This window comes from Gaiella sp. (assembly GCF_035710885.1).
Classification (GTDB): Bacteria; Actinomycetota; Thermoleophilia; order Gaiellales; family Gaiellaceae; genus Gaiella.
The window spans coordinates 1-24,960 of record NZ_DASTCS010000025.1 but is presented as its reverse complement, the minus strand read 5'-3'; the positions used below and the strand labels follow the sequence as shown (position 1 = coordinate 24,960).

The window sequence follows — 24,960 nt, the reverse complement described above, 5'->3', positions numbered from 1 at the left end:
CTCTCACCAGTTCTGTCGGAAGCGGCTGCGTAGGAAGATCGCGAGTGCGTTCATCGTGAGCACGATCCCGAGCAGCACGATGATCGCCCCCGCGGCGAGGGTCTGGAACGCCGGGTCGGGGAGCTTGACCCAGGTGTAGATCTGTACCGGGAGGGCGGTGAACGCCCCGAGCACCGTCGGGTCGAAGGCGACGTACTGGAGTGCGCCGATCAGGAGGAGCGGCGCGGTCTCGCCGATCGCGCGCGAGAGCGCGAGGATCGAGCCCGTCGCGATCCCGGGGATCGAGGCCGGCAGCACCTGACGCCAGACCACCTGCCACTTCGTCGCCCCGAGCGCGTAACCGCCCTGGCGGATCGAGTCCGGCACGGCGCGGATCGCCTCGCGTGACGCGATGATCACCGTCGGCAGGACGACGAGCGTGAGGATGATCGCGCCGGCGAGCAGCACCCGATCGATGCCGAATGGCCCCCGCACGACGAAGGCGAGCCCGAGGATCCCGTAGACGATCGCCGGGACCGCCGCGAGGTTCTGGATGTTGAGCTCGAGGAGGCGGTTGTACCACCGTTCCTTGCGCGCGTACTCCTCGAGGTAGATCGCGGTCGCGACTCCGATGGGCACCGTCATCGCGAGCAGCAGGACGGCGAGGTACAGGGTCGCGAGGATCGCGGGGCGCGCGCCGGCCTCTTCGGGTTGCGTGGACGGCGGCTCGGTGAAGAGCTTCCCCGTGATCGCGGGCAGGCCGTCGATCAGGGTCGTGACGAGGAGCCAGCCGAGCGTCCCGAACGAGACGGCCAGGCACAGCGTCATGAAGCCCACGAAGAGGCGGCTCTTCGTCCGGCGGGACATCAGTCGTACACCTCGCGGAAGCGCCGCACCATCCTGATCGAGATCACGTTCATCACGAAGGTCATGACGAACAGCGTCAGCCCGACCGCGAAGATCGTCTTGTACTCGATCGACCCGGTGGGCACGTCGCCGTTCCCGGTCGCGCCGATGAAGGCCGTCAGCGTCTCGACGGTCTCACGGGGATCGAGGGTGAGCTGCGGAAGCTGCCCGACCGCGATCAGCACGATCATCGTCTCGCCGACGGCGCGCGAGATCGCGAGCACGAAGGAGGCGATGATCCCCGAGAAGGCGGCCGGCACGACGACGCGCGTCGCGACCTGGAAGCGATCGGCCCCGAGCCCGTACGCGCCGTCACGCAAGGCCTGGGGCACCGCGCCCATCGCGTCCTCCGAGAGCGAGGCGACGGTCGGGATCAGCATCACGCCCATCACGAGGCCTCCCGCGAGCACGTTGAAGATCTCCACCTGCACGCCGATCTCGCGCAGGAGCGGCGTCACCGCGGTGAGCGCGAAGTACCCGTAGACGACGGTCGGGATCCCCGCGAGGATCTCGAGCGCCGGCTTGAGCACGTTGCGCGTGCGGGGGCTCGCGTACTCGCTCAGGAAGATCGCCGTCCCCAGCCCGGCCGGGATCGCGACCAGGAGTGCCCAGAACGTGACGGAGAAGGTCGCGGCGATCAGCGGCACGACCCCGAAGCTGGACGGCTCGAAGAGCGGCGCCCAGTTCGTCCCGGTGAAGAACTCCCGCGGGCTGACCTCCGCGAAGAACTCGAGCGCCGGGAGGAGCAGCGACGCGACGATCCCGACCGTCGTCAGCACCGAGATCAGCGCTGCGAGACCGAGCACCCCGCGCACGACCAGCTCGCCGATCCGCCGGCTCGACGGGGAGAGGTCGATCTCCCTCCCCGTCGAGACCGGGGTCGGCAGCGTGGCGTCCGAGGCGCTCATGCCCTAGGAGAGCGCGTCCTGGAGCTTCTGCTCGGCGTCGGCCAGCTGATCCTCGTCGAGCGGCACGAACTGCGCCTGCTCGGCGATCGTGGTCTCGTTGTCGAGCATGTACGTCAGGAAGTCCGCCACCTCGTCCCGCTCGAGGGACTCGGTCTTGACGTAGACGAAGAGCGGTCGCGACAGGGGCTCGTAGTCGCCCGCCTGGGCGGTCTCGACGCTCGGCTCCACACACCCGGAGCCGTTGTCGATCTCGACCGCTTTCAGCGTGTCCTGGTTCTCCTCGAAGTAGGAGAAGCCGAAGTAGCCCAGGCCGCCCTTGGAGCCGCTCACGCCCTGGACGGTGACGTTGTCGTCCTCACTCGCCGAGTAGTCGGTGCGACTCGCGCCCTCCTCGCCGTTGATCACGTCGGTGAAGTAGTCGAAGGTGCCCGAGTCCGTGCCGGCGCCGAAGAGCTTCAGCGCCTCGTCCGGGAAGTCGGAGCGGATCTGGTTCCAGTTGCTCACCTTCGACCCGGGCTTCCACATCGCGTTCAGCTCGTCCACCGTGAGGCACGTGGCCCAGTCGTTCTCCGTGTTGACGACGACGGTGAGCGCGTCGTTGGCGACCTGGAGCTCGACGTACTCGACGCCCTTCTGCTCGCACATCGTGACCTCGTCCTCGTCGATCGGCCGCGAGGCGTTCGAGAGGTCGGTCTCGCCGCGGCAGAAGCGCTCGAAGCCGCCGCCCGTGCCGGAGATGCCGACGGTGACGTCGACGCCGCCCTCGTCGCGGAACCCCTCGGCCGCGGCGGTGACGTAGGGCCCGACTGTGCTGGAGCCGTCGGCGGCGATGGTGCCCCCTGCGCTCCCCGGGTCGGAGTCGTCGCCGCCGCATCCGGCGACGATCAGGGTGGCCACGGCGATCGCGCCCACGGCGAGGAGTCTGCGCGGTGTCATGTATCTCTCCCGAGTCGTGTCCGGCCAGTGTTCCGGCGGCCTCTCGGGGCGTGGGTGCCGGGCTGGTGAACGTCCGGTGAACAACCGGAGAACGGCCGCCGTGAGACGACGACGCCTCTCCTGCCTCGACGGCGCTCTCGGCTCAGCCGGCGGAGGGAAACGTGCAGCGGACCTCGAGGCCGGCGCCAAGACCGCCGAGCGCCTCCACGGAGCCGCCGGCCTGCGTCACGACGTGCTTCACGATCGCGAGCCCGAGGCCCGTCCCGCGCGAGGCCCGCGCGCGGTCGGCGCGAAAGAAGCGCTCGAAGAGCCTCGGCAGCTGGGACTCCTCCACACCCACGCCGTCGTCGGTGCCGCGCAGGACGACGGAGTCGCTCTCGCGCTCGACCGAGAGCGTGAACGTCGCGCCGGGGCCGGCATAGCGGATCGCGTTCTCCGCGAGGTTCTGCGCGACGACCCGGATCATCCGCGGCCGGATCGCGAGCTCGATCCCGGCGTCGCCCGCCACCACGAGGGCGACCCCCGCCCTGCTCGCGCGCTCCTCGAGCTCGGAGGCGACGGCGTCGAGCTCGGGCCGAACGGCCACCTTGCCGAGCGACACGACCCGCGTCCCCGACTCGAGCTCGCTGAGGAAGAGCACCTCGTCGATCAGCTCACGGATCTGATCGACCTCCGACCGGGCACGGTCGACGAGGTCCGGCACGTCCTCGCCGGGGAGCGTCGCCGTCTCGAGCAGGGACAGCAGACGGGCGAGCGGCGTGCGCAGCTCGTGGGAGACGGCGGCGGTGAACCCGGCGCGAAGCTCCTCGTAGGCGGTGAGGTCTCCGCCCCGGCTGAGGTAGACGAGACGCTCCCTCCGGCCGTCGACGTCGTACGGGACGACGAGAGGGATGATCCCGGCGTCGCCCGAGAGCAGCCCCTCGGGGATCGTGCGCCCCTCCTCGAGGCCGTGGATCGACTGCCGCGCGCGCCTGCTGGCCCCGATCACGCGGTCGGCGTCGTCGAGGACGACGACCGACTCGCGGCTCTCCTCGAGGAGCACTCTTCCCCGCGCGGCGTCGGCGTCCATCCTCACGTCGTTCTAACAGACGCCTGACCAACGGCTTGCACGGAGCACAAGCGGGCTTCATCGCGCCGCCGGTGAATGAGGGCGACAACCGACGAAGGGAGCGGCATGAACGGCAAGCGCATCTCCGGCCTCGTGGCAGGTGCGGCCCTGGTGCTCGTCTCGAGCGCGCTGGCGGCGAACATCGACGGAACACCCGGTGACGATCGGCTGCGCGGTACTCCTCGGGCGGACGTGGTTCGCGGCTTCGACGGGAACGACTTCGTGAACGCACGGGCGGGGAACGACCTCGTCCGGGCAGGGGGCGGCGACGACGCCGTGCAGGGCGACAACGGCAGCGACATGGTCTTCGGCGGCCCGGGCAACGACCGGCTCCGCACGGGCGGTGCCGACGACGTCGCGTGGGGCGGCTCGGCGAACGACCGCGTCCACGGCGGCTACGGCCCCGACGAGCTCCACGGGGGCTCCGGCGACGACACCGCGTGGGGCGGCCCCGGGGACGACCGGCTCTGGGCCGGCCCCGGGACCGACGTGGTCCACGGCGGCCCCGGCGACGACGTGCTCCATGCACTCGCCGCGGACGGGAACGCGGACGTCCTCCGCTGCGGCGCAGGCCGCGACACGGCGCGGGTGCGCGGCACGGAGAGGGCCACGACCACGTTCGAGAGCTGCGAGGTGATCGTCGTCGTCGTGACACCGTCGACGGACGATGCGGCGGCAGAGGGCGACCGGGACGCCGACGCCGGGTAAGAGGTGTGTCTGACCGAAGTCAGATCCTGTGGCCCCGAAGGGCCGGAAGGCCATCCGGGCGTTCACCACCTGGATACCATTCGTTCACCAGCCGTCGCCCCACCAGGCGACGGCGATTCATCACCATTCGAGGGCGGGATGGCGAAGATCCTGATCATCGAGGACGACGACGTCATCGCCCAGGGCATGGCGCGTCACCTGCAGGCAGCGGGGTTCGATGCAGTCGGCGTCGCGAACGGCGAGACCGGCCTGGCGCGACTTCGCTACGAGCGCCCGGACGTCTGCGTGCTCGACCTGATGCTTCCCGGGGTCGACGGCTGGAAGGTGATCGAGCAGGCGCGCGGAGAGGGGATCGGCACGCCGATCGTCGTCGTCTCGGCGCGCGGAACCGAGCACGATCGGGTCCACGCGCTCGAGATCGGCGCGGACGACTACCTCGTGAAGCCGTTCTCGATGAAGGAGCTCGTCGCGCGGGTGGGTGCCGCCGCGCGCCGCGGCACGCGGGCCCAGGACCCGCGACGCGGCGAGGAGATCGTGATCGAGGAGCTCCGGCTCGACCCGAGGAACGTCCAGGCGTACGTCGACGGGAGCAGTGCCGACCTGACGCCGACCGAGTTCCGGCTCCTGTACTCCCTCGCACTCGAGACCGGGCGGGTGTTGACACGCGACGAGCTGCTCCAGCGCGTCTGGGGCCGCCGTGCCTCGCATCGAGATCGCACCGTCGACGTCTTCGTCCGCAAGCTGCGGGAGAAGATCGACAACCGCTCCTCGCGGCACACCTTCCTCCAGACCCGCTACGGCGTCGGCTACAAGCTCGAGCCCGAGCCCAAGTAAGACGTGGGGGAACCCCATGGTCCCCCCACGGGCCCCCTCCTTGTGGTCGTGACCCGCCGGTAGCGCTCCTGGCCTCCCGGCCGGCAAGCCGGCCTCCGGCCGCAGACGAACAACCGCCGCGAGCGACGTCGTCGACGCGCTCTGCGCACAGGACCGTGTATCAGATATACTTAGCCTCACGAATGATTAGTGAGACTACGCTTTCTCCGCTCGAGATCGCCGACGAGCTGCGACCGGCGATCCTCCGGCTCGCGCGCAACCTGCGCCGCGAGACGGAGGCGCTCGGCGTCACGTCGCACCAGGCGACGCTCCTCTGGCTCGTGCGCTCGCGCCCGGGGCTGTCTCTCCGTGAGCTCGCCGGCGAGGAAGGCATCTCGGCTCCCTCGCTCTCGGGTCACGTCGACCGCCTCGAGGCCGCGGGGCTGCTGCGCCGGGTCCGCTCGAGCGGCGACCGGCGGCGCGTCGGCCTGGAGCTGACTCCGGAAGGCCGCGCGATCCTGAAGCGCGTGAGGGCACGGCGGACGTCGTGGCTCGCCGATCGGCTCGACAGGCTGTCGGACGACGACCGAGAGCGGGTCGTGCAGGCGCTGCCGGCGCTGCATGCGCTCCTGGAGCCGGGGCCGACGGCGTGAGGGCCATCTCGCTCGTGCTCCGCCGACGGACGTTCCGCTCGCTGAGGCGCCACCGCAACTACCGGCTCTTCTTCACGGGGCAGCTGGTGTCGGTCGCCGGGACGTGGATGCAGAACATCGCACTGGCCTGGCTCGTGATCGAGCTCTCCGGGTCCGCCCTCGCCGTCGGAGCGCTCGCCTTCTGCCGCTTCGTGCCGTTCCTCCTCCTCGGACTCGTCGCCGGCGTCATCGTCGACCGCTTCGACACACGCGTCCTGCTGCTCGCGACCCAGGGTGCCGCCATGGCCGTCTCGATCGCGCTCGCGGCGGTGACCCTCACCGGCATCGCGACGCTTCCGGTCGTATACGCACTGGCGGCGCTGGGCGGGCTCGTCCTGGTGTTCGACGCTCCCGGACGGCAGACGCTGACCTTCCAGATGGTCGGTCAGTCCGAGCTCCAGAACGCCGTCGCGCTCAATTCGGGGCTGTTCAACGCATCCCGCGTGGTCGGCCCCGCGCTCGCGGGGCTCGTGATCGCCGCGGTCGGGACCGGGATGTGCTTCGTCGTCAACGCGGTCAGCTTCCTGTCGGTGCTCGTCTCGCTGCGCCTGATGCGCGAGGACGAGCTGTTCCCGGTGGAGAAGAGCCGCGAGACACGCGTCGTGGCGGGGATCCGCGAGGGGCTTTCCTGGGCGTGGCGCTCGCAGCTCGCGCGTGTCGTGCTGGTGGTCGTCACCGTCGTCAGCACGGTGGGCTTCAACTTCCACGTGCTGGTCCCCCTGCTCGCGTCCCAGACGCTCGACGTCGGCCCGGAGGTGTTCGGCATCCTCTCGGCCGGGTTCGGCCTGGGAGCGCTCGTGGGCGCGCTGGCGACCGCGAGCCTCCGTGAGGCGAGCTCTCGCGTCTTCGTCGGCGGAGCGATCGGGTTCAGCCTCGTGATGCTCGCGCTCACGCTCGTCCACTCCGTCGAGGTGGCGCTGTTCCTCCTGTTCGGGCTCGGTCTGAGCTTCGCGCTGTTCACGGCCAGCGCCAACGCCCTCCTGCAGCTCGCCTCGCCCGCCCATCTCCGCGGTCGCGTGATGAGCCTCTACCTCTTCGCCTTCGCGGGCCTGGCGCCGATCGGAGGCCTCGTGGCGGGCTGGCTGGCCGAGCAGGGCGGCACGCCGCTCGCCTTCGGGGTCGCGGGGACCTCGGGCCTGGCCGTGATCGTGTGGGCGGCTCACGAGCTCTTCACGACTCGGCTCGCGCCCGTGCGCGCCGAGGCCTGAGCTCCGCTACCGCGAAGTCCTCCGTCTGCGTTACGGTTCCAGGCGGCATCGCACGGACGTGACCCCGCCGCCGCCGCGGCATCCCGGACGTGCGATGCCGCTCTGCTCGGGCGGGTCCTAGATCGCGTCGGCGTCGACGAGCCTCGCGAACACCACCAGGCGGTACCGGTCGGAGTGCGGCGGGTGGCACGCCGTGAGCACGAGCCTCTGCACCGTGGGGCGCATGCGAATCGGCCAGACGTCGGTCGGCTCGACCACACGCATGGCCGAGACGCGGTAGGTGAAGCGCTCGGATCGCCGCGTGAGCACGATCCGCTGCCCGTGCTTCAACACGTGGATGCGCAGGAACGGCCGCGTGTGCGTCACCCGGTGGCCCGCGATCGCGACCGCCCGGCGGCGGCCGGGCAGGCCCGAGCCGGGATAGTGGCCGGGACCGAGGTCGAGCACGCGCTGGGACACGCCCTCGCGCACAAGCGCGTGCAGGCCGATCGCGGGGATCGAGATCGTCGCGAAGGGAACCCCCGCCGCCGGTCGGGCGGCGGGGGCAGTCAGCGCGAGCGCTGTCGCCATGACCGCGACTGCGATCACGGGGTGTACGCCAGCTTCGGCGGATTGTCCGCGACCACGCCCTTGACCTTGACGGTCGGCTTGGTCGGCGTCGCCGCGGGGCGAGTCGCCTGCTTCACCCTCGTAGGCTTGGTTGCCGGCTTCGTCGGCGCCTTGGGCGGCGTCAACGGCGCAGCCGGCAGGGTGGTCGGCGTCGTCTCCGTCGCTGCCGTCGGTGTGGTGTCCGTCGTCGTCGTCGTCGCTGGAGTGCTCGTTGGTGTGGTGTCCGTCGTCGTCGTCGTCGGTGGAGTGCTCGTTGGTGTGGTGTCTGTCGGCGTCGTCGGCGTCGTGTCGGTCGGCGTCGTGTCGATCGGCGTGGTCGGCGTCGTGTCGGTCGGCGTCGTGTCCGTCGGCGTCGTATCGGTCGTGTCGGTCGTCGTGGTCGTGCCGGAGCACGTCCACACGACGTAGTTCGACACGTCCTGTGAGATCGTGATCGTCCCGGACAGGAAGTCGGTCGACCACGTCGCCGCAATCAGCTCGGCCTTCGAGCCGGACTTGATGGTCACCTGCACGATCGGCGACGTCGCCGTCACGGGGATCGTCGGCCCGAGGTTCCCGCCCTCTACCTTCTCGCCCGCCACCATCGTGCCCGAGCAGACGTATCCGGAGCGAACGGTCAGCACCTTCTCGGGATCGCCCTGGTTGGGTGGATCCGTCTCCGCAAGGCCGGCCGTTGCCAGCCCCGTTGCGATCCCGACGGCCGCAAGCGCACCGAGCCCTAGGGTGATCAGTACGCGTCTCATGGGGCGTCCCCCTCCTCTCGCAGCCGCCCTGGGGCCTCCTGCCCGCGTGAGAGGGCGACCGCTGTCGTATCACCCCTATCGTCGCGCCTGAACCCCTCGCCCGGAATGCGTTGAAGCCCGCAATTCGGCCGCGCGAACTACTGATCACCTGCGTCCATGCGCCATGATCGTTACGCTGCGTAACGACATGCCCGAGAAGCGCCAGCACTACGGCCTCACGCTCGCCATCCTGGCGATGGCGGCAGCGGCGTACGCCCTGCAGCAGACGATGGTCGTCCCCGCCCTCCCGGAGCTCCAGCGGGAGCTCGACGCATCGACGACCTGGGTGACGTGGGTCCTGACGGGGTTCCTCCTCTCGGCAGCGGTGCTCACGCCGATCCTCGGCAAGCTCGGCGACCGGTTCGGCAAGGAGCGCCTGCTCGTCGCCTCCCTCGCCACGTTCCTCGTCGGCTGCATCGGCTGCGCGGCGGCGCCCGACATCTGGACGCTGATCGCCTTCAGGATCGTCTCCGGCGCCGCGGGCGCCGTGTTCCCGTTGAGCTTCGGGATCATCCGCGACGAGTTCCCGCCCGAGCGGATGAAGGTCGGGATCGGCCTGCTCTCCGCCGTGTTCGGCATCGGAGGCGGCTTCGGTCTCGTGCTCTCCGGTCTGATCGTCGACCATGTCAGCTGGCGGTGGATGTTCGTGATCGGCGCCGTGGGCGTTGCCATCGCGATCGTGCTGGTGCATCGCTTCATCCCCGAGTCCCCCATCCGCTCGACCTCACGTATCGATGTGCCGGGCGCCGTCCTTCTCTCGGTCACGCTGGCCACCCTGCTGCTGGGCCTCTCCCAGGGCGAAAGCTGGGGTTGGACGTCGCCCGCCGTCATCGGCCTGTTCGCAACGTCCGTCGTCGCTGCGGTCATCTGGGTCGTCCTCGAGCTCCGTATCGACGAGCCGCTCATCGACATACGGGTGCTCGCAGAGCGACCCGTGATGCTGACGAACGCGACCGCCGTGATCTCGGGCTTCGCAATGTTCGGCTCGTTCGTGCTCGTACCGCGTTTCGTCGAGGCGCCGGGCGGGCTCCCACCCGACATCGCCGCGCAGGTCGACTACGGCTTCGGCGCAACCGCCACGATGACGGGCCTCTATCTGCTTCCCGGATCGCTCCTGATGCTCTTCGCAGGCCCGTCCGCGGGGATGCTGGGGCGTCGGTTCGGATCGAAGTGGCCTCTCGCGATCGGGATGAGCCTCACCGCCCTCTCGGCGGCGATCCTGGCCGCGCTCCACGCCGAGCCGTGGCAGATCGTCGTTGCGATGGCGGGCCTCAGCGTCGGTGTCGGCTTCTCGTTCGCGGCGATGGCGGCGCTCATCACGGAGGCCGTCGACCCCACGGAGACCGGCATCGCGACCGGGATCAACACGGTCATGCGCACCGTCGGCGCCGTGATCGGCGCCCAGGTCGGCGCGGCCATACTGACCGCGACCACGCTGAGCGGGACGGACGTGCCGACCGAGGGCGCGTACACGACCGCGTTTCTCCTGGCGGCGATCGCCGCAGCCTTCGCGGCCGTGATGGCGGTGTTCGTGACACCCACGCGGTGGAGGCGACGCGCACCGATCGCGATCGAAACCGGATGAAGGGCAGTGAGGGCGACGCGAAGCTCGTGGCCGAGGCGATCGAGGGTCTGGTCGCGGCACTCGCCCGGCAACGGCATCCGACGGGCGATCCGGAGCCGGGCATCCTCTCGACGTTCCAGTCGATCGCGCTGGCGACGCTGGCGGACGGCGGGCCGATGCGCCTCGGATCGCTGGCCGACACGCTCCGCACAACCGACGCAACCGCGTCGCGAACCGTCGACGTGCTCGAGCAGCACGGGCTGGTCGAGCGGCGTGCCGACCCGGAGGACGCGCGCGGCGTGATCGTGGCCGCCACCGCAGAGGGGAGAGCGGACGTCCGCCGCCGGCGCCGACGGCTCGTGCGCCTCGCCGAGCGGGCGCTGGGCGATCTGTCCGCGGACGAGACGCGACGGGTGGCCGCGTCGCTCGTCGACCTGCAGGCGCTGCTCGAACGCCGCTGACGCCGCGCGTCGACGGTCAGCCGGAAGCGGTGGCGGGGCGCGTCAGCCGATCGTCCAGGTGTCCGAGCCGTGCAGCAGCGCTGCGAGGTCCCCCTCGCCTCGCTGCTCGACCGAGGTTCGGACCTGCTCGTGGACGAGATCCTCGTAGACGGGGCGGCCGACCGACCGGAACACCCCCAGCGGGACGGCCCCCGCCGTCTCCCAGGTCAGCCGCGCGAGGGCGAACGCGAGGCCGGGGTCGTCGCGCAGCGGGTCGTGCCGCAGGAGGCCGCCGACCGACGCGTCGACGATCTCGAGCGTCCCGTCGGGGCGCATGCGGACGCCCTTGTCGCCCCACCGCACCTCGTCACCCGCCTTGAGGTAGAGCCGGTTCTCCTTCTCGTCGCGAACCACGTCGAAGGCGCCGTCGTTGTAGATGTTGCAGTTCTGGAGGATCTCGACGAACGCCGCTCCGCGGTGTGCGGCGGCCGCGCGGAGCACCTCCGCCGTCCCCTGCTTGTCCGTGTCGATCGCGCGCGCGACGAAGGTCGCCTCCGCGCCGATCGCGATCGAGAGCGGGTTGAAGGGCTGGTCGACCGACCCGAGCGGCGTCGACTTCGTCACCTTCCCGAGCTCGGAGGTCGGCGAGTACTGGCCCTTCGTGAGGCCGTAGATCCGGTTGTTGAAGAGCAGGATCGTGATGTCGACGTTGCGCCGAAGCGCGTGGATCAGGTGGTTCCCGCCGATGGAGAGCGCGTCGCCGTCACCCGTCACGACCCAGACCGAGAGGTCCGGCCGCGACGTGGCGAGCCCGGTCGCGATCGCCGGCGCGCGTCCGTGGATCGAGTGCATGCCGTACGTCTCCATGTAGTACGGGAGCCGCGCTGCGCACCCGATCCCCGAGACGAAGACGAGGTTCTCGCGCGGGACGCCGAGCTCCGGCAGGAAGGACTGGACGCCTGCCAGGATCGCGTAGTCGCCGCAGCCCGGGCACCAGCGCACCTCCTGGTCGGACTTGAAGTCCTTCGTGGTCAGCTGCACGAGCCCGTTTCCACCCGTCATCGCTCGTTCCCCCGTCGGTAGTTGCCCGTCGCCCGGGCGAGCAGCAGCTGCCGGGCCTCCTCGTCGGCAGCCCGTGTCAGCGCGTAGGCGAGGCGCCCCGCACGCGAGCCGGCGAGGGTGGCGACGGTGCGCCCTTCGCGCGTGATGAGCACCCGATCGTCCTTGGTGACGAGCGCGGTGAAGCCGCTCACGACGTCCCCGCCATGGCCAGGATCGCCTCCTCGAGCTCGGCGGCGCTCAACGGTCGCCCTCGGACCTTCGTGTACGAGACGGCGTCCACGAGGAACTCCGCCCGCAGAAGGAGCGCCAGCTGGCCGAGGTTCATCTCGGGGACGAGCACCTTGGGATAGCGTCGGAGGACCTCGCCGGTGTTCCGTGGGAGCGGGTTCAGGTGGTGGATGTGAGCCCGGGCGACCCGCATGCCGCGCTTGCGCACCCGCCGCACCGCGGCGCCGATCGGGCCGTAGGTCGACCCCCATCCGATCACCAGCAGCGGCGCGTCGCCGTCGGGGTCGTCGACCTCGAGCTCGGGGATGTCGGAGGCGATGCCGGCAACCTTCTGCGCCCGCAGCCGGACCATCAGGTCGTGGTTGTCGGGGTCGTACGAGATCGTGCCGCTGACGTCCGCCTTCTCGAGACCGCCGATCCGGTGCTCGAGGCCCGCTGTTCCGGGGATCGCCCACGGCCGGGCGAGGGTCACGGGATCACGGCGATAGGGCTCGAACGCCTCACCCGAGGCCTCGGCGAAGCTCGTCGAGATGTCCGGCAGCCCGCCCACGTCGGGAATCAGCCAGGGCTCGGAGCCGTTTGCGAGGTACGCGTCCGAGAGGAGGTAGACGGGGGTCCGGTACTTGAGGGCGATGCGCGCCGCCTCGATCGCCGCCTCGAAGCACTGGGACGGGGTGGACGCGGCGACCACGGGCACGGGGCTCTCGCCGTTCCGCCCGAACAGCACCATCAGCAGATCGGCCTGCTCGGGCTTGGTCGGCATCCCCGTCGACGGTCCGGCGCGCTGGATGTCGAGGATCACCAGCGGCAGCTCGAGCGCGATCGCGAGGCCGACCGTCTCGGCCTTGAGGACGACTCCCGGCCCGGCGGAGGCGGTGACGCCGAGCGAGCCGCCGAATGCCGCGCCCAGGGCCGCGCCGACGGCCGCGATCTCGTCTTCGGCCTGGAAGGTGACGACCCCGAACTCCTTGCGCCCCGCGAGCTCCTCGAGGATCGACGACGCGGGCGTGATCGGGTATGCGCCGAGGAAGAGCGGCAACCCCGAGAGCCGCGACGCGGCGATCAGGCCGTACGAGAGCGCCGTGTTGCCCGTGATCTGGCGGTACGTCCCCGGTGCGAGCGGGGCCGGCGCGACCTCGTACGAGACGGCGAAGTCCTCCGACGTCTCGCCGTAGTTCCAGCCCGCCCGGAACGCCCGCGTGTTGGCCTCGACGATCTCGGGGCGCTTCGCGAACTTGGAGGAGATGAAGTCGATCGTCCCCTCTGTGGGGCGGTGGTAGAGCCACGACATCAGCCCCAGCGCGAAGAAGTTCTTCGAGCGCTCCGCCTCGCGCGACGTCACGCCCTCGATCCCCTTCAGCGCTCCCACGGTCATCGACGTGAGCGCCACCTCGTGGACGTGGTAGTCGCCGAGCGTCCCGTCCTGGAGCGGGTTGGCGGCGTACCCCGCCTTCTGCAGCGTGCGGTCGTTGAACGCGTCCGTGTTGACGATGATCACGCCGCCCTTGGGCACGTCGCGAAGGTTCGTCTTCAGCGCTGCGGGGTTCATCGCCACGAGCACGTCCGGGCGATCGCCCGCCGTGAGGATGTCGTGGTCGGCGAAGTGCACCTGGAACCCCGACACGCCGGGCAGCGACCCCGCCGGCGCCCGGATCTCGGCCGGGAAGTCGGGGAACGTCGCGAGGTCGTTCCCGAGCGTCGCGGTCTCGCTCGTGAAGCGGTCGCCGGTGAGCTGCATCCCGTCACCCGAGTCACCCGCGAAGCGGATGATCACGCCCTCGAGGTGCTCGACCTTCTTGGTGCTCACGGAACCAGACTAGCGCGAGACTCCGGGCGCCCGGGGCCGGTCAGGAGGGGCGGCGGACGCGACGGATGCCCCATGCGGCGCCGGAGGCAAACAGCTCGTCGGCGTCGACGTCGTCCGCCCAGCCGAGGAAGTGGCGCTCCGGCTCGTCGGGCGTGCAGCCCTCGACCGCGACGCGCGTCTCGCGCGGCCGGTCGTCTTCACCGCGTTCGAGCTCCTCCCGCCGGCGCTCCGCCTCCTCGGCGGCCGGGCCCTCTGCGTAGCCCTTCGCCATGACCGGAGTGTAGGCCCGCCCTCAGCCGACTGCAGCGCGGCGGAACGCGTTGAAGCTCGGCTTGCGCTTGCCCGTGACGCTCGTGAGCCCGGACTGCCAGCCGCCGAGCCGCGGCTCGTCGCGGAGCAGGAACCAGAGAAACATGTCGATCCGGGGGTTCCTGCGCGCGATCGCGACCGCCTGGGTGAGGTACGTGGCCTGTTTCGCGTACGTCACGCCGATGATCCTGTCGGGCGGGTTCGTCTGGTACCCGTATTCCGTGATCCAGACGCGCGCGCGGGACCCGTACAGCCGAGTGAGCTCCCTGATCAGGACGTCGATGTTCCCGAGCGTGACCGCGGTCGGCGCCTGCCCTCGCGGTCCCGGCCGCGGTTTGGTCGACGGCGTCTCCACGGGGGATTGGTAGTACGGATGGTGCGCGTAGGCGTCGAAGCCGCGTGCGCCGCCCGCCTTCATCGCACGAAGGAAGGGCAGCGGTGAGACGGACGGACGACTGGAGTTCGGGTTGTTGTTGCCACGCGGCCCGGTGGCGCCGCACGCCACCTTCGACGAGCGCTGGACGGACTTGATTCCCTGGACGACCGCGTTGCAGATCTTCGCGTAGTCGCGCCCCGACTGGATCGTCCAGCTCCTCCCGGTGCGGCGGTACTGCGGCTTCAGGAAGACGGGGTTGTTCGGCTCATTCCACGCCATCCAGAGGCTGACACGGGGAAGGGTGATGCCTTCGGCGTTCTTGAAGCTGCCGCTGTAGCGCTTCTGCGCGGCGGCTGCGAACAGTCGCAGGTCCCGGGCATTCGTCGGGGCGACGTTCCAGCCCCTGGCCCGATTGGCCCACGGCGGGGTGCCGATGATCGAGAACACGGGCTCGATCCCGTTCACGACCGCGAACCTCACCGTGCGGTCGTACGTGTCCCAGTTGTAGGCGCGGTCGTTCGGGTCGGCCGGGCGCCTCGGCTTGCTGGTCGAGACCCGGATCCCGGGCCCTGCCCACCAGAGGTTGACCCGCAGGAGCCCGGCACCCGTCCGGGCCAGCTGCGGGAAGACCAGGTCGGGCTCGCCGTAGAGGACGACACCGTCGTCGAAGATCCCGACGCGCAGCGAATCCGAGCCGCTCGCGGTCGGAGCGACGAGGAGCGCGAGGCCGAACGCGGCTGCGGCGAGCGCCGAGACCGCGCTACGCACGCGCGGGGTCCCTGGCGAGCGACGCCAGCGTGCGGCGAAGGCCCTCGTCCAGCGCGATCTCGGGCTCCCAGCCGAGGAGCTGCCGCGCGCGCGTGATGTCGGGCTGCCGCACCTGCGGATCGTCGACCGGCAGGGCCTCGTACACGATCGAGCTGGACGATCCGGTCGCGGCGAGCACGGCCTCGGCGAGCTCGAGGATCGTGTACTCCCCCGGGTTGCCGATGTTCACCGGCATGTGCTCGCCGGACTCGACGAGCAGGATCAGGCCGCGGATCAGGTCGTCGACGTAGCAGAAGCTGCGCGTCTGCGATCCGTCGCCGAAGACGGTGAGCGGCTTCGCGTCGAGCGCCTGCCGCATGAACGTCGGGATCGCGCGCCCGTCGTTGGGCCGCATCCGCGGGCCGTACGTGTTGAAGATCCTGACGATCGCAGTGTCCACACCCTGCTGACGGTGGTACGCCATCGTCAGCGCCTCGGCGTAGCGCTTCGCCTCGTCGTAGACGCCGCGTGGGCCGATCGGGTTGACGTTGCCCCAGTACGTCTCGGGCTGCGGGTGCACCTCCGGGTCGCCGTACACCTCGCTCGTCGAGGCGAGCAGGAAGCGAGCGCGCTTCCACTTCGCGAGGCCGAGCGCGTGATGGGTCCCGTAGGAGCCGGTCTTCAGCGAGTGGAGCGGGAGCCGCAGGTAGTCGATCGGGCTCGCCAGCGCGGCCAGGTGGTAGACGACGTCGAGCGGCTCGTCGACCGCGATCGGCTCGGTCACGTCGTGGTTGACGAAGGCGAAGGGGTCGCCGCGCAGATGCTCGATGTTCTCGAGGGTCGAGACCTCGAGGTTGTCGAGGCAGATCACCCGGTGCCCCTTCTCGAGGAGCGCCTCGCAGAGGTGCGAGCCGAGGAACCCGGCGCCACCGGTGACGAGCGACGTCGGCATCGCGCGCGATGCTACCCGCCGAAGGCAGCATCGACGCGTTGGTTTACGAACTCCTCACCCTCGGCGGGGCCCCGCCGAGGGATAGCCGTTCGGCAACCGTGTTGCTACGGTCGGCGACGTGCCCTCGGTGCCGCCTCGCCGGGTCTCACGCCGTCACGTCGGACTCGCCACCGGAATCCTGCTTGCCGCGCTCGCGGTGTTCCCCGCCGTGGCCGCGGACGGCGACGGGAGCGGCGACCTCGTGACCATCTGCCATGCGAACGGAGACGGCAGCCATGTGTCCGTACGCGTCCCGGAGACCGACTTCTTCGGCACCGTGACCGGCCACGGCGTCCACGGCGGCGACATCGTCCCGCCGTTCGTGGTCGACCACCCCGCCCTGGGCGACCCCACCTCGTTTCCGGGGCGGAACTGGGACACCGCGGGACAGGGCATCTACGACGCCGGGTGCAGCGAGCCGCCCCAGCCGGCCGCGCCCGACGACGACAAGAAGGTGACGATCTGTCACGCGACGAGCTCCAGCTCCAACCCGTACGTGGCGGAGTCGCCCGCGATCGCGAACAACGGCGACCTGCAGGGCGGTCACCTGGGCCACACAGGCCCGGTCTACCCGGCGACCAACTGGGGCGACATCATCCCGCCGTACACGTACGTCGACCAAGCGGGCAAGACCCAGACCTTCCCGGGATACAACTGGACCGAGGCCGGTCAGGCGATCTACGAACACGGCTGCGACGTCCCCGTGCCGCCGAACCCGACGCCCATCACGCCGATCCTCGAGTGTGTGGAGGACACGGGCGCCGGGCTCCTCGCCCACTTCGGGTACGACAACCCCAACGCGGCACCGGTGCAGCCGCCGGAGACGCAGAACTTCTTCACACCCGGTCTCAAGAACCGCGGGCAGCCCGAGTCGTTCGAGCCGGGTCGCGTCGAGGACCGGTTCCAGGTCGATCTCGCCGCCGGAGCCGTCACCTGGCACCTGACGGGCAACCGGGTTGAGGCGTCTGACCGGTCTCCGCGCTGCCGCGGCTCGATCACGGTCGTCAAGCGCCTGTCCCCGGAGGACGATCCGGGCCGCTTCGCCCTGCTCATCGACGGGGAGGTCGCAGGCGGCGCAGCGGCGGTCGGCAACGGCGGAACGACGGGCACGGTCGCGGTCGAGACCGGCCGGCGGACGGTGGGCGAGACTGCCGCCGCCGGGACCGAGCCGGGGGACTACTACACCGAGATCGAGTGCCGCGAGGTCGGCGGGACTGGCAACATCATCGCAACCGCGAAGGACGCATCCGTGCCGGTGGTCGTGCGCCGGAACCAGGCGATCGTCTGCGTGATCTCGAATGAGCTGAAGGCCGCCTCCACGACCGTAACTCCAATCCTCGAGTGCGTCGTCTTCGACGACGCGGGCCTCGACGTGGCGGTCTGGGGCTACCGGAACCCGCAGGATCACGCGGTCACGATCCTCGTGGGGCCTGACAACCGCTTCGAACCGGCGCCGGCGAATAGGAAGCAGCCCACCGTCTTCGAGCCGGGCAGGTTCGTCGGCGTGCTCCAGACGACCTGGGAGTCCGGCGGCGGCCCGCTCACCTGGAACCTCGCCGGTGAGACCGCGACGGCAAACTCTGGCTCGCCGCGCTGCACGGCGTCGGTGGAGCTCCGGAAGGTCGTTGTCCCCGCAACGGACGCCGGTCGCTTCGACCTGCGGCTGAACGGCACCGTGGTCCGAAGCGGAGGGAACGGGACGACCACAGGCCCTCTGCTGGTCGGCGTCGGCGAGGGCACGGTGAGCGAGACCGCGGCCCCGGGCACGAGCCTCGCCGACTACGACTCGCGCGTCGACTGCACGCGCAACGGCACACCGGCGGTCTCGGTCACGGGCACCAAGGTCGACGGCGCGGTCGCACGGGGCGACGTGGTCGTCTGCACGTTCACGAACACGCGCAAGGGCACACAGCCGGAGCCGCCGCAGCCCCCGCAGCCCCCGCAGCCCCCACAACCCCCGTTGCCGCCGAGGCCGCCGACGCCGCCGGGCCTGCTGGACCTCGTCGTCACGAAGACCGCATCGCCGACGACCGTGGCCGTCGGTGGCCGGATCACCTGGACGATGACCGTGACGAACCGCTCTGCGGTCGACGCGTCGGACGTGAACGGCCTGAAGCTCGACGACCCGCGCTCGTACCGGACGAAGCTCATCTCGCTACGCGCCTCGCAGGGCACGTGCAGGGCGTATTCCTGCGACCTCGGCCGTCTAGCTCCCGGTGCCACAGCGACGGTCGTCGCCGTGACCGAGGCGACGCAGGTCGGCGTCGTGGTCGACATTGTCCGCGCTGCCTCGGAGGAGCCCGAGTCCAACTACGCCAACAACGTCGCTGCCGCGCTCGCGCGCGTCATCGGTCCGCTGGTGCCGCCCACCGCGACCAGGGTCTGCCGGACAGTCGTGGCGTCGCCTCGGGTGCTTCACGCCGGACGGACGTCCACCGTACGCGTGACGGTCCGCAACCGTCTCGGCCGCCCTCTCGCCGGCTACCCCGTTCGCGCGGTAGGGGCCGGCGTCGTCGCCCGCGCTCGCACCGACAGCGACGGGGTAGCGCGCCTCACCGTCGCGCCGACGCGGCTCGGGCTCCTCTTCCTCGCCGCCGACACGAGAGTCGCGACGAGTGTCGGCAACCACTGCCAGACGACGCTCGGCGTCCTCGCGGCGAGCCCTGCCTTCGTCACCGGATAGCTAGCGCACGACGTCGATCGGCGTCCCGAGCGGCGCTAGGCGTCGAAGCCGGGCGGCGACCCGGTTGGCGACGCGGACGCACCCGTGCGAGACGGCTTCGCCGAGGAGGTCCGGCAGGTTCGTGCCGTGGATCCCGACGACGTCGCTCGGCCAGTCCGTGACCCGTGCGTGGGCGCTCGTCTCGAGGGCGAAGACGCCGTAGAACGGATCCGTCGGAGCGAAGGCGGACTCCACGTAGAAGCTCCGTCCGAGCGGGGTCTCCGCGCCCGGCGCGCCGACGGCCGCGATCGCGCGGAGCAGGAGCTTGTCGTCCCGGACGCGCCGCACTTCGAGACGGCGCTCTGCGAGCCGGACGACGATCCGGTTCACGACGGGCCTGACCTCGGCCGCGTCGGCCCTCACCCAGCCGCGTGCGCCGTTCGGACGGCCCGGCAGGCTCAGCCGATACCACCACGCTCCGTCGCTCCCCCGGCGCGACGAGAGCGCGAGAACCACCTGGAACTGCAGGTCGGACCGAAACCGGCGCATCGTGCGAACGACCGCCGCCGACGGGTCGGGGGCCGACCTGACCGCCACCGTGCGCCTGAGCTCTCCCGCAGCCGGGAACCTCGCCGGCCGCTCTGCGCCGGCATGCACCGTGGGTGGGACAGCGAGCGCGCAGCCCAGCGCCACCAGCGCCAGGATCGCGCGACGTCGCGCGCGCCTCCTCCGATCAGGGCTGCGGGTCGCCGGCCGTGACGCCATCGGTACCGGCGAAGAGGCTTCGCAGGTCGAGCGAGGGGGCGTGCGCCCCGGCTGCGAGCGACACGTACCTGCGGGCGAGCGCATCCTTGCCGCTGCCGAGGATCGTGGTCACGAGGCCGAGCGTCTCCCCCAACCGCGAGGGCTCGATCTGGGCCAGCGCACGCGCCCAGATCGCCTCCTCCAGGGCGTTGAACGCGCCCTGCACCTCCTGGAGGTCGTAGCGCGCATCGAAGCGATCCTCCGCAACCTCCTCCGCGTATCCGATCATCGCTCCGAGGTTCTGTGTCGCGAGCGCCGAGAGCACGTGGTCGTAGAGCGCGTCGAGCCGACGCGTCACCTCCTCGGGGCCGGCCGATTCGTAGTGGCGGACGTGAGCCCGTGCGAGCGCCGCTGCCGCGGCCTGCAGGATCGCGTGACGTTGCTCTGAGAGGAACTCCGCGGTCTCCGTGGTCACATGCATTCCCGGTGCCTCGAGGTTCGAGCTTCGAGGCCGCATCCTACGGGACGAGAAGACGTCGACTCCGCGGCGTCCGACCCGCCCGTGATGAGAGGGGGAGGGTTCGTTCCACGCCTCCCGGGAAGACTCAACTCCACTGCACACGAGCGAGGGAGATGCCACATGAAGCCGGAACTCGACAAGCTCTATGCCCTGATCGACGAGCTCGAGATCGCGATGATGACGACCAGGCGACCGGACGGTCACCTGGAGTCGCGGGCGATGGCGACCCAGAAGAGGGCCGCAGGCGCCGACCTCTGGTTCGTCGCGTCCGACAAGACGGCAAAGATCCGCGACCTCCGAGGGGATCCACACGTCAACCTCGCGTACTACAAGGACCGGACGCGGGAGTGGATCTCGGTCTCGGGCCTGGCAACGTTGTCGGACGATCGAGCCAAGATCCGCGAGCTGTACGCGAGCGACTGGAAGATGTGGTTCGCCGACGAGGGCGATCCGCGCCACGGCACCCCCGACGACCCGCGTCTGGTGTTGATCGGCGTCGACATCCATGCGGCCGTGTTTCTCGAGGTCGACAAGCCGCAGCCTGTCGTCCTGTACGAGCTGGCAAAGGGATGGCTGACCGGCGAGATGCCCGACGTCGGGGAGATCCACCGGGTCGGGGCCTAGAGAACCGCGGCGCGGGGAGCCTCGCCGCGACCCCGACGAGGACGAGGGGACACTCGTGCGAGGGCGGCCCGGAAGCCCGGGCCGCCCTCATTTGCGCTCATGCTCGGACGGTCCGATTCGGGTCGGGCCGCTCCGTCGCGCCGAGCATGCTCGGCAGGACGGTTGCGGCGAGATAGAGGCCCGCTCCACCGACCAGGACGTAGACGATCCGGCTGGCGAGATTGGTCGCGCCGAACTCCTCACCGAACACCTCGGCGACGAGATCCAGCTCGAACAGCCCGACCAGGCCCCAGTTGAGGGCGCCGACGATGACGAGCAGGAGCGCCGTCACGTTGAGAGCTCGCATTCCTTGCCTCCTTGGCTAGAATCTGTACGTAATCTATACAGACATTAGCACATACCTGGACGGCTGCGCGACCCTGTGCCTCGGTAGGCCGCCCTCGGCGCGGAAACGCCGGCGAAGGCCCGGGTGGCGATGACCATGTTTGCCCAGGGTCGGCGGAGCGCGTTCTTCGCCCTCGAGCGCGTGGACGTGCCTTCGCTCAGGTGTTCGGGCCGTCGCCCCAGAAGGCCTCGACCGTCTGCTCGTCGTCGACCGCGACCTTCACCTCGGAGATCACCCCGCGGTCAACGCGCAGGAAGAGCGTCTGCAGGGAGTCCAGCGCCTCGTTCTGTCTCCGGCCGGTGTTGTGCACGACGGCGACCGCTCGATCGCCACGACACTCGAGCGCGAGGAGCTCGGAGGCGAACTGCTCGGTGTCCTCGAACCCGTCCTTCACGTTCCGGACGACGGCGTCACGCCCGACCGTGGTCCCGGCCACCGGGCTCTCCCAGTGGGCGTCTGCCGCCGTCAGTGCGGCGAGACGTGCGAAGTCACGGCGTGAGCGCGCCTGCAGCCAGCGGACGACCGTCTCCCGTGTGCCCGGGCCCATGGGGCGTTCTGGCCCCGAAGTCGGGACGGAGAAACGCAACGGGCGGAACGTCCGTCATCGTCGGTGGGGGTCGCACCGGTTGATGCCGAGCGGAGTCGGGTAGCAAGAGGACGGGCGGAACGGGAGGCTTCATGTCCGATTTTCTGCACGCGGTTCACAGGGACGGCTCGATCGGCCGGCCGGGGTCGTACCGTGGCGACGCTCGCGAGAGGGCGGGCTGACCGGTGGGGCAACCGTCGAGCGCGTACAGCCCGGAGCAGCTGAGAGAGCTCCTCGACGCCTGGCGGCGGCCCGCCGGCGTCCTCGGCCCCGACCAGCTCCGCGCCCTGATCGCGTGGAGCGGGACGCCCGACGCCGACCGCGAGGCTCTCGAGACCAGCCTCTCGACCACACAGCAGCACGTCGAGGCGAAGCCACTCGCCCCTCGACAACGGCGGGGCCACGTCAGCCGGCTCGACCGCCTTCGCGGGTTCTTCGACTCATAGGGCCGACCGTACGGTCGATCCCCGGGCTGCACCGTGTGACGGGTCGCCGATCTCCTCCGAATCGGACGCGTGCCGGAGCATGAGACGAATCCGCGGTCGGAGGAACCAATCCTCGAGCCCGAGTGCCGACGCGAGCGCCACCAGAGCAAGCCGATCGCGATGATCCACCGGCGTCGTCTCGACGGCGAGCACGCACGCCTCCACGTTCACGGATGCGTGCGGCTCCGTCCGAGCCGCTTCAGACCACCGCGTTCCGGCGAGCGGCCTCGCGGAACCACTCCGCGCTGAGCTTCGGCGTTCGCTCCAGGGTGTCGAAGTCGACGTAGATCACTCCGAAGCGGTTGCCGTAGCCGTCCATCCACTCGAAGTTGTCCTGGGCACTCCAGAGGAAATATCCGTCGACGGGCACGCCTTCGGACGTAGCGCGCTGCAGCTGACCCAGGCACGCGCGCAGGAACATCACGCGGTCGGAGTCGTAGACCCTGCCGTCCTCCGCGACCGTGTCCGACGCCCCGCAGCCGTTCTCGGTGATGAAGATCGACTTCGCGCCCCAGATCGACTGCATCTGCTTCGGCGCCCAGTACATGACCTCCGGGTCGAGCACGTGCCACGACGACTGCATCTTCGGGTGTGATGCGTTGATCGGGATGTCGTGATAGCCGGGCGGCTCCGCCGACGGCTCCACGTACCAGCCGGGCTTGTAGACGTTGATCCCGACGAAGTCGAGCGGAGAGGCGATCGTCTTCAACTCGTCGTCGGTGAACGTCGGCGAGCCTCCCCCCGCCTCGGCGAGGTATGCGTCGGTGTAGCGCCCCTCCAGCATCACGGTCATGAAGCCGGCGTTCCGGTCGCGCGTCGCCTTCTCTGCCGCCTCGACGTACTCGGGGGAGTCCATCAGCGGAACCGCGACGCGAATGTTCTCGGCGAACCCGACCCTCGTGCCCGCCGGGCCGTGGGCGCGGATCGCCTGAACGGCGAGGCCGTGGCCGAGCACGGCGTGGTGCCGGACCTGCTTCAGCTCCGAGTCGGAGAGCCTGAGCCCCGGGGCGGCCCCCAGGTGCACCGTCTTGCCGCCGCCGACCTCCACGTCGAGCCCCTGATAGCCGCCTTCGACGAACGACGCGAACTCGTTGATCGTGAAGTAATGCTTCACCCGGTCGCCGAGCTGCTCGGCCACGTACCCCGCGTACTCCGCGAACGCCTTCGCCGTCTCGGCTGACTGCCAGCCGCCGTGCTCGTCCTGAAGCGTCTGCGGCAGGTCCCAGTGGTACAGCGTCGCGAACGGCTCGATCCCGGCCTCGAGCAGCGCGTCCACGACGCGGCTGTAGAAGTCGAGACCCTTCGCGTTCGGTTTACCGGTGCCGTTGGGGAAGATCCGCGGCCACGCGACCGAGAAGCGGTAGGCGGTCGCACCGATCGACTTCATCAGCGCGACATCCTCCTCGTACCGGTGGTAGTGGTCGTTCGCGACGTCGCCGTTCTCGTCGTTCTCGATGTTCCCGGGGGTGTGCGCGTACGTTCCCAGATCGACGCGCCCTTGCCGTCCTCGTCCCACGCGCCCTCGATCTGGTACGACGACGTCGCGACGCCCCAGAAGAAACCGTCGGGAAAGCGGCGGGCGACCGAGGTGGGGGCTTCACTGGGGGCGGCCATCACGTTCTCCTTCCTACGAGCCAGCGGTTGCGAGGGTCTCGTTCAACTGCCGCAGCCGTCAGCCGCACCGCCTCTTCGACGGCGCCTCCCCGGGACAAGCCCTTCGCGCTTCCGATGGTCCGAGCCGGAACGAGGCGATCGGTCGCGACGGGCCGGGCAGCGGATCGGAAGTCGGTCTGCCGGTCCGGCCGTAGCCGGCCGGCGCCGAGACGAGGACGACGGGCAGGGCCGCGGACATCAGGTCGGCAAGCTTGATCGCAGCTATCACCCGGCGCTCGCCGGCGTGGCCAGAGCGCGACGCGTTGAGCGGCGGGGGTGGTTCCGCTCGACGAGACGGCATGCAAGCCGGATTCTATGCCTCTCCAGGGACCGATCGATCTCATCTCGGGCAACGAGCAGGGGTGCTGGCGCGACGGTTCCGGTCATTCGCCAACGGAGCGACGCCGGATCGAACCGACCCAAATGCTCCGGCTCGGTAGATCGACGTAACGCCCGTCGGTGCTTTCGCGGATGCACCGCCGCGGAAGCCACCGCAGCGTGTGAGTGAAACGTACGAGCGAGGGGGGATGCCGATGCGCCGCGAGAACGCCGCACCGAGATGGGTGGAGGGCGCCCGGCGATACCGGCTGAGGCGCGGTCCCATCGCGCACCACGACGGGACGTGTGACGCCGTGTACCCGGGAACCTCGGACGATCGCGACGGACGTTGCGTCCTGGCCGACGGGCACGACGGTGCGCACGTCTACCGGGGCCGAGGCCCGACCAGGAAGCCGACGAGGAAGCAGGCGTACCAGGCCGAGAGGGACGAGAGGGCCGAGAGGAAGCGCCGCGCGGGCCTCGTCCTCCGGCGCGAACACAGGAAGCGGTCCGCAAGGATCTTCTGAGAGGGGGCAACAATGACGGGCACGGAGCCCATCGAGGTCGAGGAGCTGAGCGGTCGCGTCCTCGAGATCATCGGCGCGTACCGGATGGACGCTGGATTCGACCCGCGAGAGCTGTCTCCGAGGACGATCGCGGACGCCGCGCCGAAGCCGGAGCCGGTCTTCGTGGCGGGCGAGGGCTTCGTCAGAGACGGGGTCTACCACGTCGCGGACACGCCCCGTGGGCGGGACGGCGAGCTCGCGTCGCCTCGGCGATCGCCGGTGCGCCGCGCGGTGGCCGCGTAGA

26 protein-coding genes and 1 pseudogene are annotated in these 24,960 nt (G+C 70.3%); 10 read left to right on the top strand and 17 right to left on the bottom strand.

Translation table 11 applies throughout. The annotated features are described in order from the left end of the window. Window positions 1–3: 3 nt before the first annotated feature. The 4 genes from pstA to VFO26_RS05595 form a co-directional block, all read right to left on the bottom strand. Complete coding sequence (gene pstA / locus VFO26_RS05610; protein WP_325113922.1) at window positions 4–846, bottom strand: phosphate ABC transporter permease PstA; 843 nt, start codon at window positions 844–846, stop codon at window positions 4–6. Beyond that, window positions 846–1,793, bottom strand: coding sequence for a phosphate ABC transporter permease subunit PstC (pstC, locus tag VFO26_RS05605; RefSeq protein WP_325113921.1), 948 nt, complete (start codon window positions 1,791–1,793; stop codon window positions 846–848). Before pstC ends, pstA begins: the two co-directional genes overlap by 1 nt. A 3-nt stretch (window positions 1,794–1,796) precedes the next feature. After that, window positions 1,797–2,729, bottom strand: a complete 933-nt coding sequence (locus VFO26_RS05600; protein WP_349259049.1) for a PstS family phosphate ABC transporter substrate-binding protein — start codon at window positions 2,727–2,729, stop codon at window positions 1,797–1,799. Between the two features lie 142 nt (window positions 2,730–2,871). After that, a complete protein-coding gene (locus tag VFO26_RS05595; RefSeq protein WP_325113919.1) occupies window positions 2,872–3,798 on the bottom strand; it encodes a sensor histidine kinase in 927 nt (308 codons plus the stop codon). A gap of 105 nt (window positions 3,799–3,903) precedes the next feature. On the opposite strand from VFO26_RS05595, the gene VFO26_RS05590 reads away from it, so the two are divergent. The 4 genes from VFO26_RS05590 (at window position 3,904) to VFO26_RS05575 (ending at window position 7,258) form a co-directional block, all read left to right on the top strand. Further along, window positions 3,904–4,545 carry a calcium-binding protein gene (locus VFO26_RS05590; protein ID WP_325113918.1) on the top strand — a complete coding sequence of 214 codons (642 nt, stop codon included), beginning with the start codon at window positions 3,904–3,906 and terminating at the stop codon, window positions 4,543–4,545. A gap of 138 nt (window positions 4,546–4,683) precedes the next feature. Then, window positions 4,684–5,379 carry a response regulator transcription factor gene (locus VFO26_RS05585; RefSeq protein WP_325113917.1) on the top strand — a complete coding sequence of 232 codons (696 nt, stop codon included), beginning with the start codon at window positions 4,684–4,686 and terminating at the stop codon, window positions 5,377–5,379. 182 nt (window positions 5,380–5,561) lie between these two features. Then, complete coding sequence (locus VFO26_RS05580) at window positions 5,562–6,011, top strand: MarR family winged helix-turn-helix transcriptional regulator (RefSeq protein WP_325113916.1); 450 nt, start codon at window positions 5,562–5,564, stop codon at window positions 6,009–6,011. After that, window positions 6,008–7,258, top strand: coding sequence for an MFS transporter (locus VFO26_RS05575; RefSeq protein WP_325113915.1), 1,251 nt, complete (start codon window positions 6,008–6,010; stop codon window positions 7,256–7,258). Before VFO26_RS05580 ends, VFO26_RS05575 begins: the two co-directional genes overlap by 4 nt. Before the next feature lie 117 nt (window positions 7,259–7,375). Here VFO26_RS05575 and VFO26_RS05570 read toward each other — a convergent pair whose 3' ends face one another. Then, window positions 7,376–7,828, bottom strand: a complete 453-nt coding sequence (locus tag VFO26_RS05570) for a class E sortase (protein ID WP_325113914.1) — start codon at window positions 7,826–7,828, stop codon at window positions 7,376–7,378. A gap of 14 nt (window positions 7,829–7,842) precedes the next feature. Beyond that, window positions 7,843–8,610 (bottom strand): hypothetical protein, encoded by a 768-nt coding sequence (locus tag VFO26_RS05565; protein ID WP_325113913.1) that lies wholly within the window; start codon window positions 8,608–8,610, stop codon window positions 7,843–7,845. A 187-nt stretch (window positions 8,611–8,797) separates the two neighbouring features. On the opposite strand from VFO26_RS05565, the gene VFO26_RS05560 reads away from it, so the two are divergent. Further along, window positions 8,798–10,234, top strand: a complete 1,437-nt coding sequence (locus VFO26_RS05560; protein ID WP_325113912.1) for an MFS transporter — start codon at window positions 8,798–8,800, stop codon at window positions 10,232–10,234. Continuing rightward, complete coding sequence (locus tag VFO26_RS05555; protein WP_325113911.1) at window positions 10,231–10,674, top strand: MarR family winged helix-turn-helix transcriptional regulator; 444 nt, start codon at window positions 10,231–10,233, stop codon at window positions 10,672–10,674. Before VFO26_RS05560 ends, VFO26_RS05555 begins: the two co-directional genes overlap by 4 nt. A gap of 42 nt (window positions 10,675–10,716) precedes the next feature. Here the strand turns inward: VFO26_RS05555 and VFO26_RS05550 are convergent, their stop codons facing one another. The 6 genes from VFO26_RS05550 to VFO26_RS05525 are packed head-to-tail and all read right to left on the bottom strand — an operon-like array spanning window position 10,717 to window position 16,134. Then, a complete protein-coding gene (locus VFO26_RS05550; protein WP_325113910.1) occupies window positions 10,717–11,715 on the bottom strand; it encodes a 2-oxoacid:ferredoxin oxidoreductase subunit beta in 999 nt (332 codons plus the stop codon). After that, the gene (locus tag VFO26_RS05545) at window positions 11,712–11,906 is read right to left on the bottom strand and encodes a hypothetical protein (protein WP_325113909.1); all 195 of its coding nucleotides are present in this window, start codon (window positions 11,904–11,906) and stop codon (window positions 11,712–11,714) included. The genes VFO26_RS05550 and VFO26_RS05545 overlap by 4 nt, the downstream gene beginning before the upstream one ends. Beyond that, entirely contained in the window at window positions 11,903–13,750 is a 1,848-nt protein-coding gene (locus VFO26_RS05540) for a 2-oxoacid:acceptor oxidoreductase subunit alpha (RefSeq protein WP_325113908.1), read from the bottom strand. The genes VFO26_RS05545 and VFO26_RS05540 overlap by 4 nt, the downstream gene beginning before the upstream one ends. Before the next feature lie 40 nt (window positions 13,751–13,790). Further along, window positions 13,791–14,021 carry a hypothetical protein gene (locus VFO26_RS05535; RefSeq protein ID WP_325113907.1) on the bottom strand — a complete coding sequence of 77 codons (231 nt, stop codon included), beginning with the start codon at window positions 14,019–14,021 and terminating at the stop codon, window positions 13,791–13,793. 21 nt (window positions 14,022–14,042) lie between these two features. After that, window positions 14,043–15,203 carry a DUF5722 domain-containing protein gene (locus VFO26_RS05530; protein ID WP_325113906.1) on the bottom strand — a complete coding sequence of 387 codons (1,161 nt, stop codon included), beginning with the start codon at window positions 15,201–15,203 and terminating at the stop codon, window positions 14,043–14,045. Continuing rightward, on the bottom strand, window positions 15,196–16,134 hold the full coding sequence (locus VFO26_RS05525) for a UDP-glucuronic acid decarboxylase family protein (protein WP_325113905.1): 939 nt from the start codon (window positions 16,132–16,134) through the stop codon (window positions 15,196–15,198). The genes VFO26_RS05530 and VFO26_RS05525 overlap by 8 nt, the downstream gene beginning before the upstream one ends. 118 nt (window positions 16,135–16,252) lie before the next feature. Between VFO26_RS05525 and VFO26_RS05520 the strand changes: the two genes are divergently transcribed. Next, window positions 16,253–18,856: a DUF11 domain-containing protein gene (locus VFO26_RS05520; protein ID WP_325113904.1), complete on the top strand. Its 2,604-nt coding sequence runs from the start codon at window positions 16,253–16,255 to the stop codon at window positions 18,854–18,856. On the opposite strand, the gene VFO26_RS05515 is transcribed toward VFO26_RS05520, so the two are convergent. Both VFO26_RS05515 and VFO26_RS05510 read right to left on the bottom strand, forming a co-directional pair. Further along, entirely contained in the window at window positions 18,857–19,528 is a 672-nt protein-coding gene (locus VFO26_RS05515) for a L,D-transpeptidase family protein (RefSeq protein ID WP_325113903.1), read from the bottom strand. A gap of 40 nt (window positions 19,529–19,568) precedes the next feature. Further along, complete coding sequence (locus VFO26_RS05510; RefSeq protein WP_325113902.1) at window positions 19,569–20,054, bottom strand: hypothetical protein; 486 nt, start codon at window positions 20,052–20,054, stop codon at window positions 19,569–19,571. Window positions 20,055–20,219: 165 nt separating this feature from the next. Here VFO26_RS05510 and VFO26_RS05505 point away from each other — a divergent pair, with 165 nt between their 5' ends. Then, window positions 20,220–20,723: a pyridoxamine 5'-phosphate oxidase family protein gene (locus VFO26_RS05505; protein WP_325113901.1), complete on the top strand. Its 504-nt coding sequence runs from the start codon at window positions 20,220–20,222 to the stop codon at window positions 20,721–20,723. A gap of 97 nt (window positions 20,724–20,820) precedes the next feature. Here VFO26_RS05505 and VFO26_RS05500 read toward each other — a convergent pair whose 3' ends face one another. Then, a complete protein-coding gene (locus VFO26_RS05500; protein ID WP_325113900.1) occupies window positions 20,821–21,069 on the bottom strand; it encodes a DUF378 domain-containing protein in 249 nt (82 codons plus the stop codon). A gap of 196 nt (window positions 21,070–21,265) precedes the next feature. Then, entirely contained in the window at window positions 21,266–21,655 is a 390-nt protein-coding gene (locus tag VFO26_RS05495) for a nuclear transport factor 2 family protein (protein WP_325113899.1), read from the bottom strand. A 224-nt stretch (window positions 21,656–21,879) separates the two neighbouring features. Here VFO26_RS05495 and VFO26_RS05490 point away from each other — a divergent pair, with 224 nt between their 5' ends. Further along, window positions 21,880–22,140: a hypothetical protein gene (locus tag VFO26_RS05490; RefSeq protein WP_325113897.1), complete on the top strand. Its 261-nt coding sequence runs from the start codon at window positions 21,880–21,882 to the stop codon at window positions 22,138–22,140. 238 nt (window positions 22,141–22,378) lie between these two features. Here the strand turns inward: VFO26_RS05490 and VFO26_RS05485 are convergent. Beyond that, window positions 22,379–23,793, bottom strand: a pseudogene (locus VFO26_RS05485) (GH1 family beta-glucosidase). Between the two features lie 896 nt (window positions 23,794–24,689). Here VFO26_RS05485 and VFO26_RS05480 point away from each other — a divergent pair. Then, window positions 24,690–24,959, top strand: a complete 270-nt coding sequence (locus VFO26_RS05480) for a hypothetical protein (RefSeq protein WP_325113895.1) — start codon at window positions 24,690–24,692, stop codon at window positions 24,957–24,959. Window position 24,960: the final 1 nt, after the last annotated feature.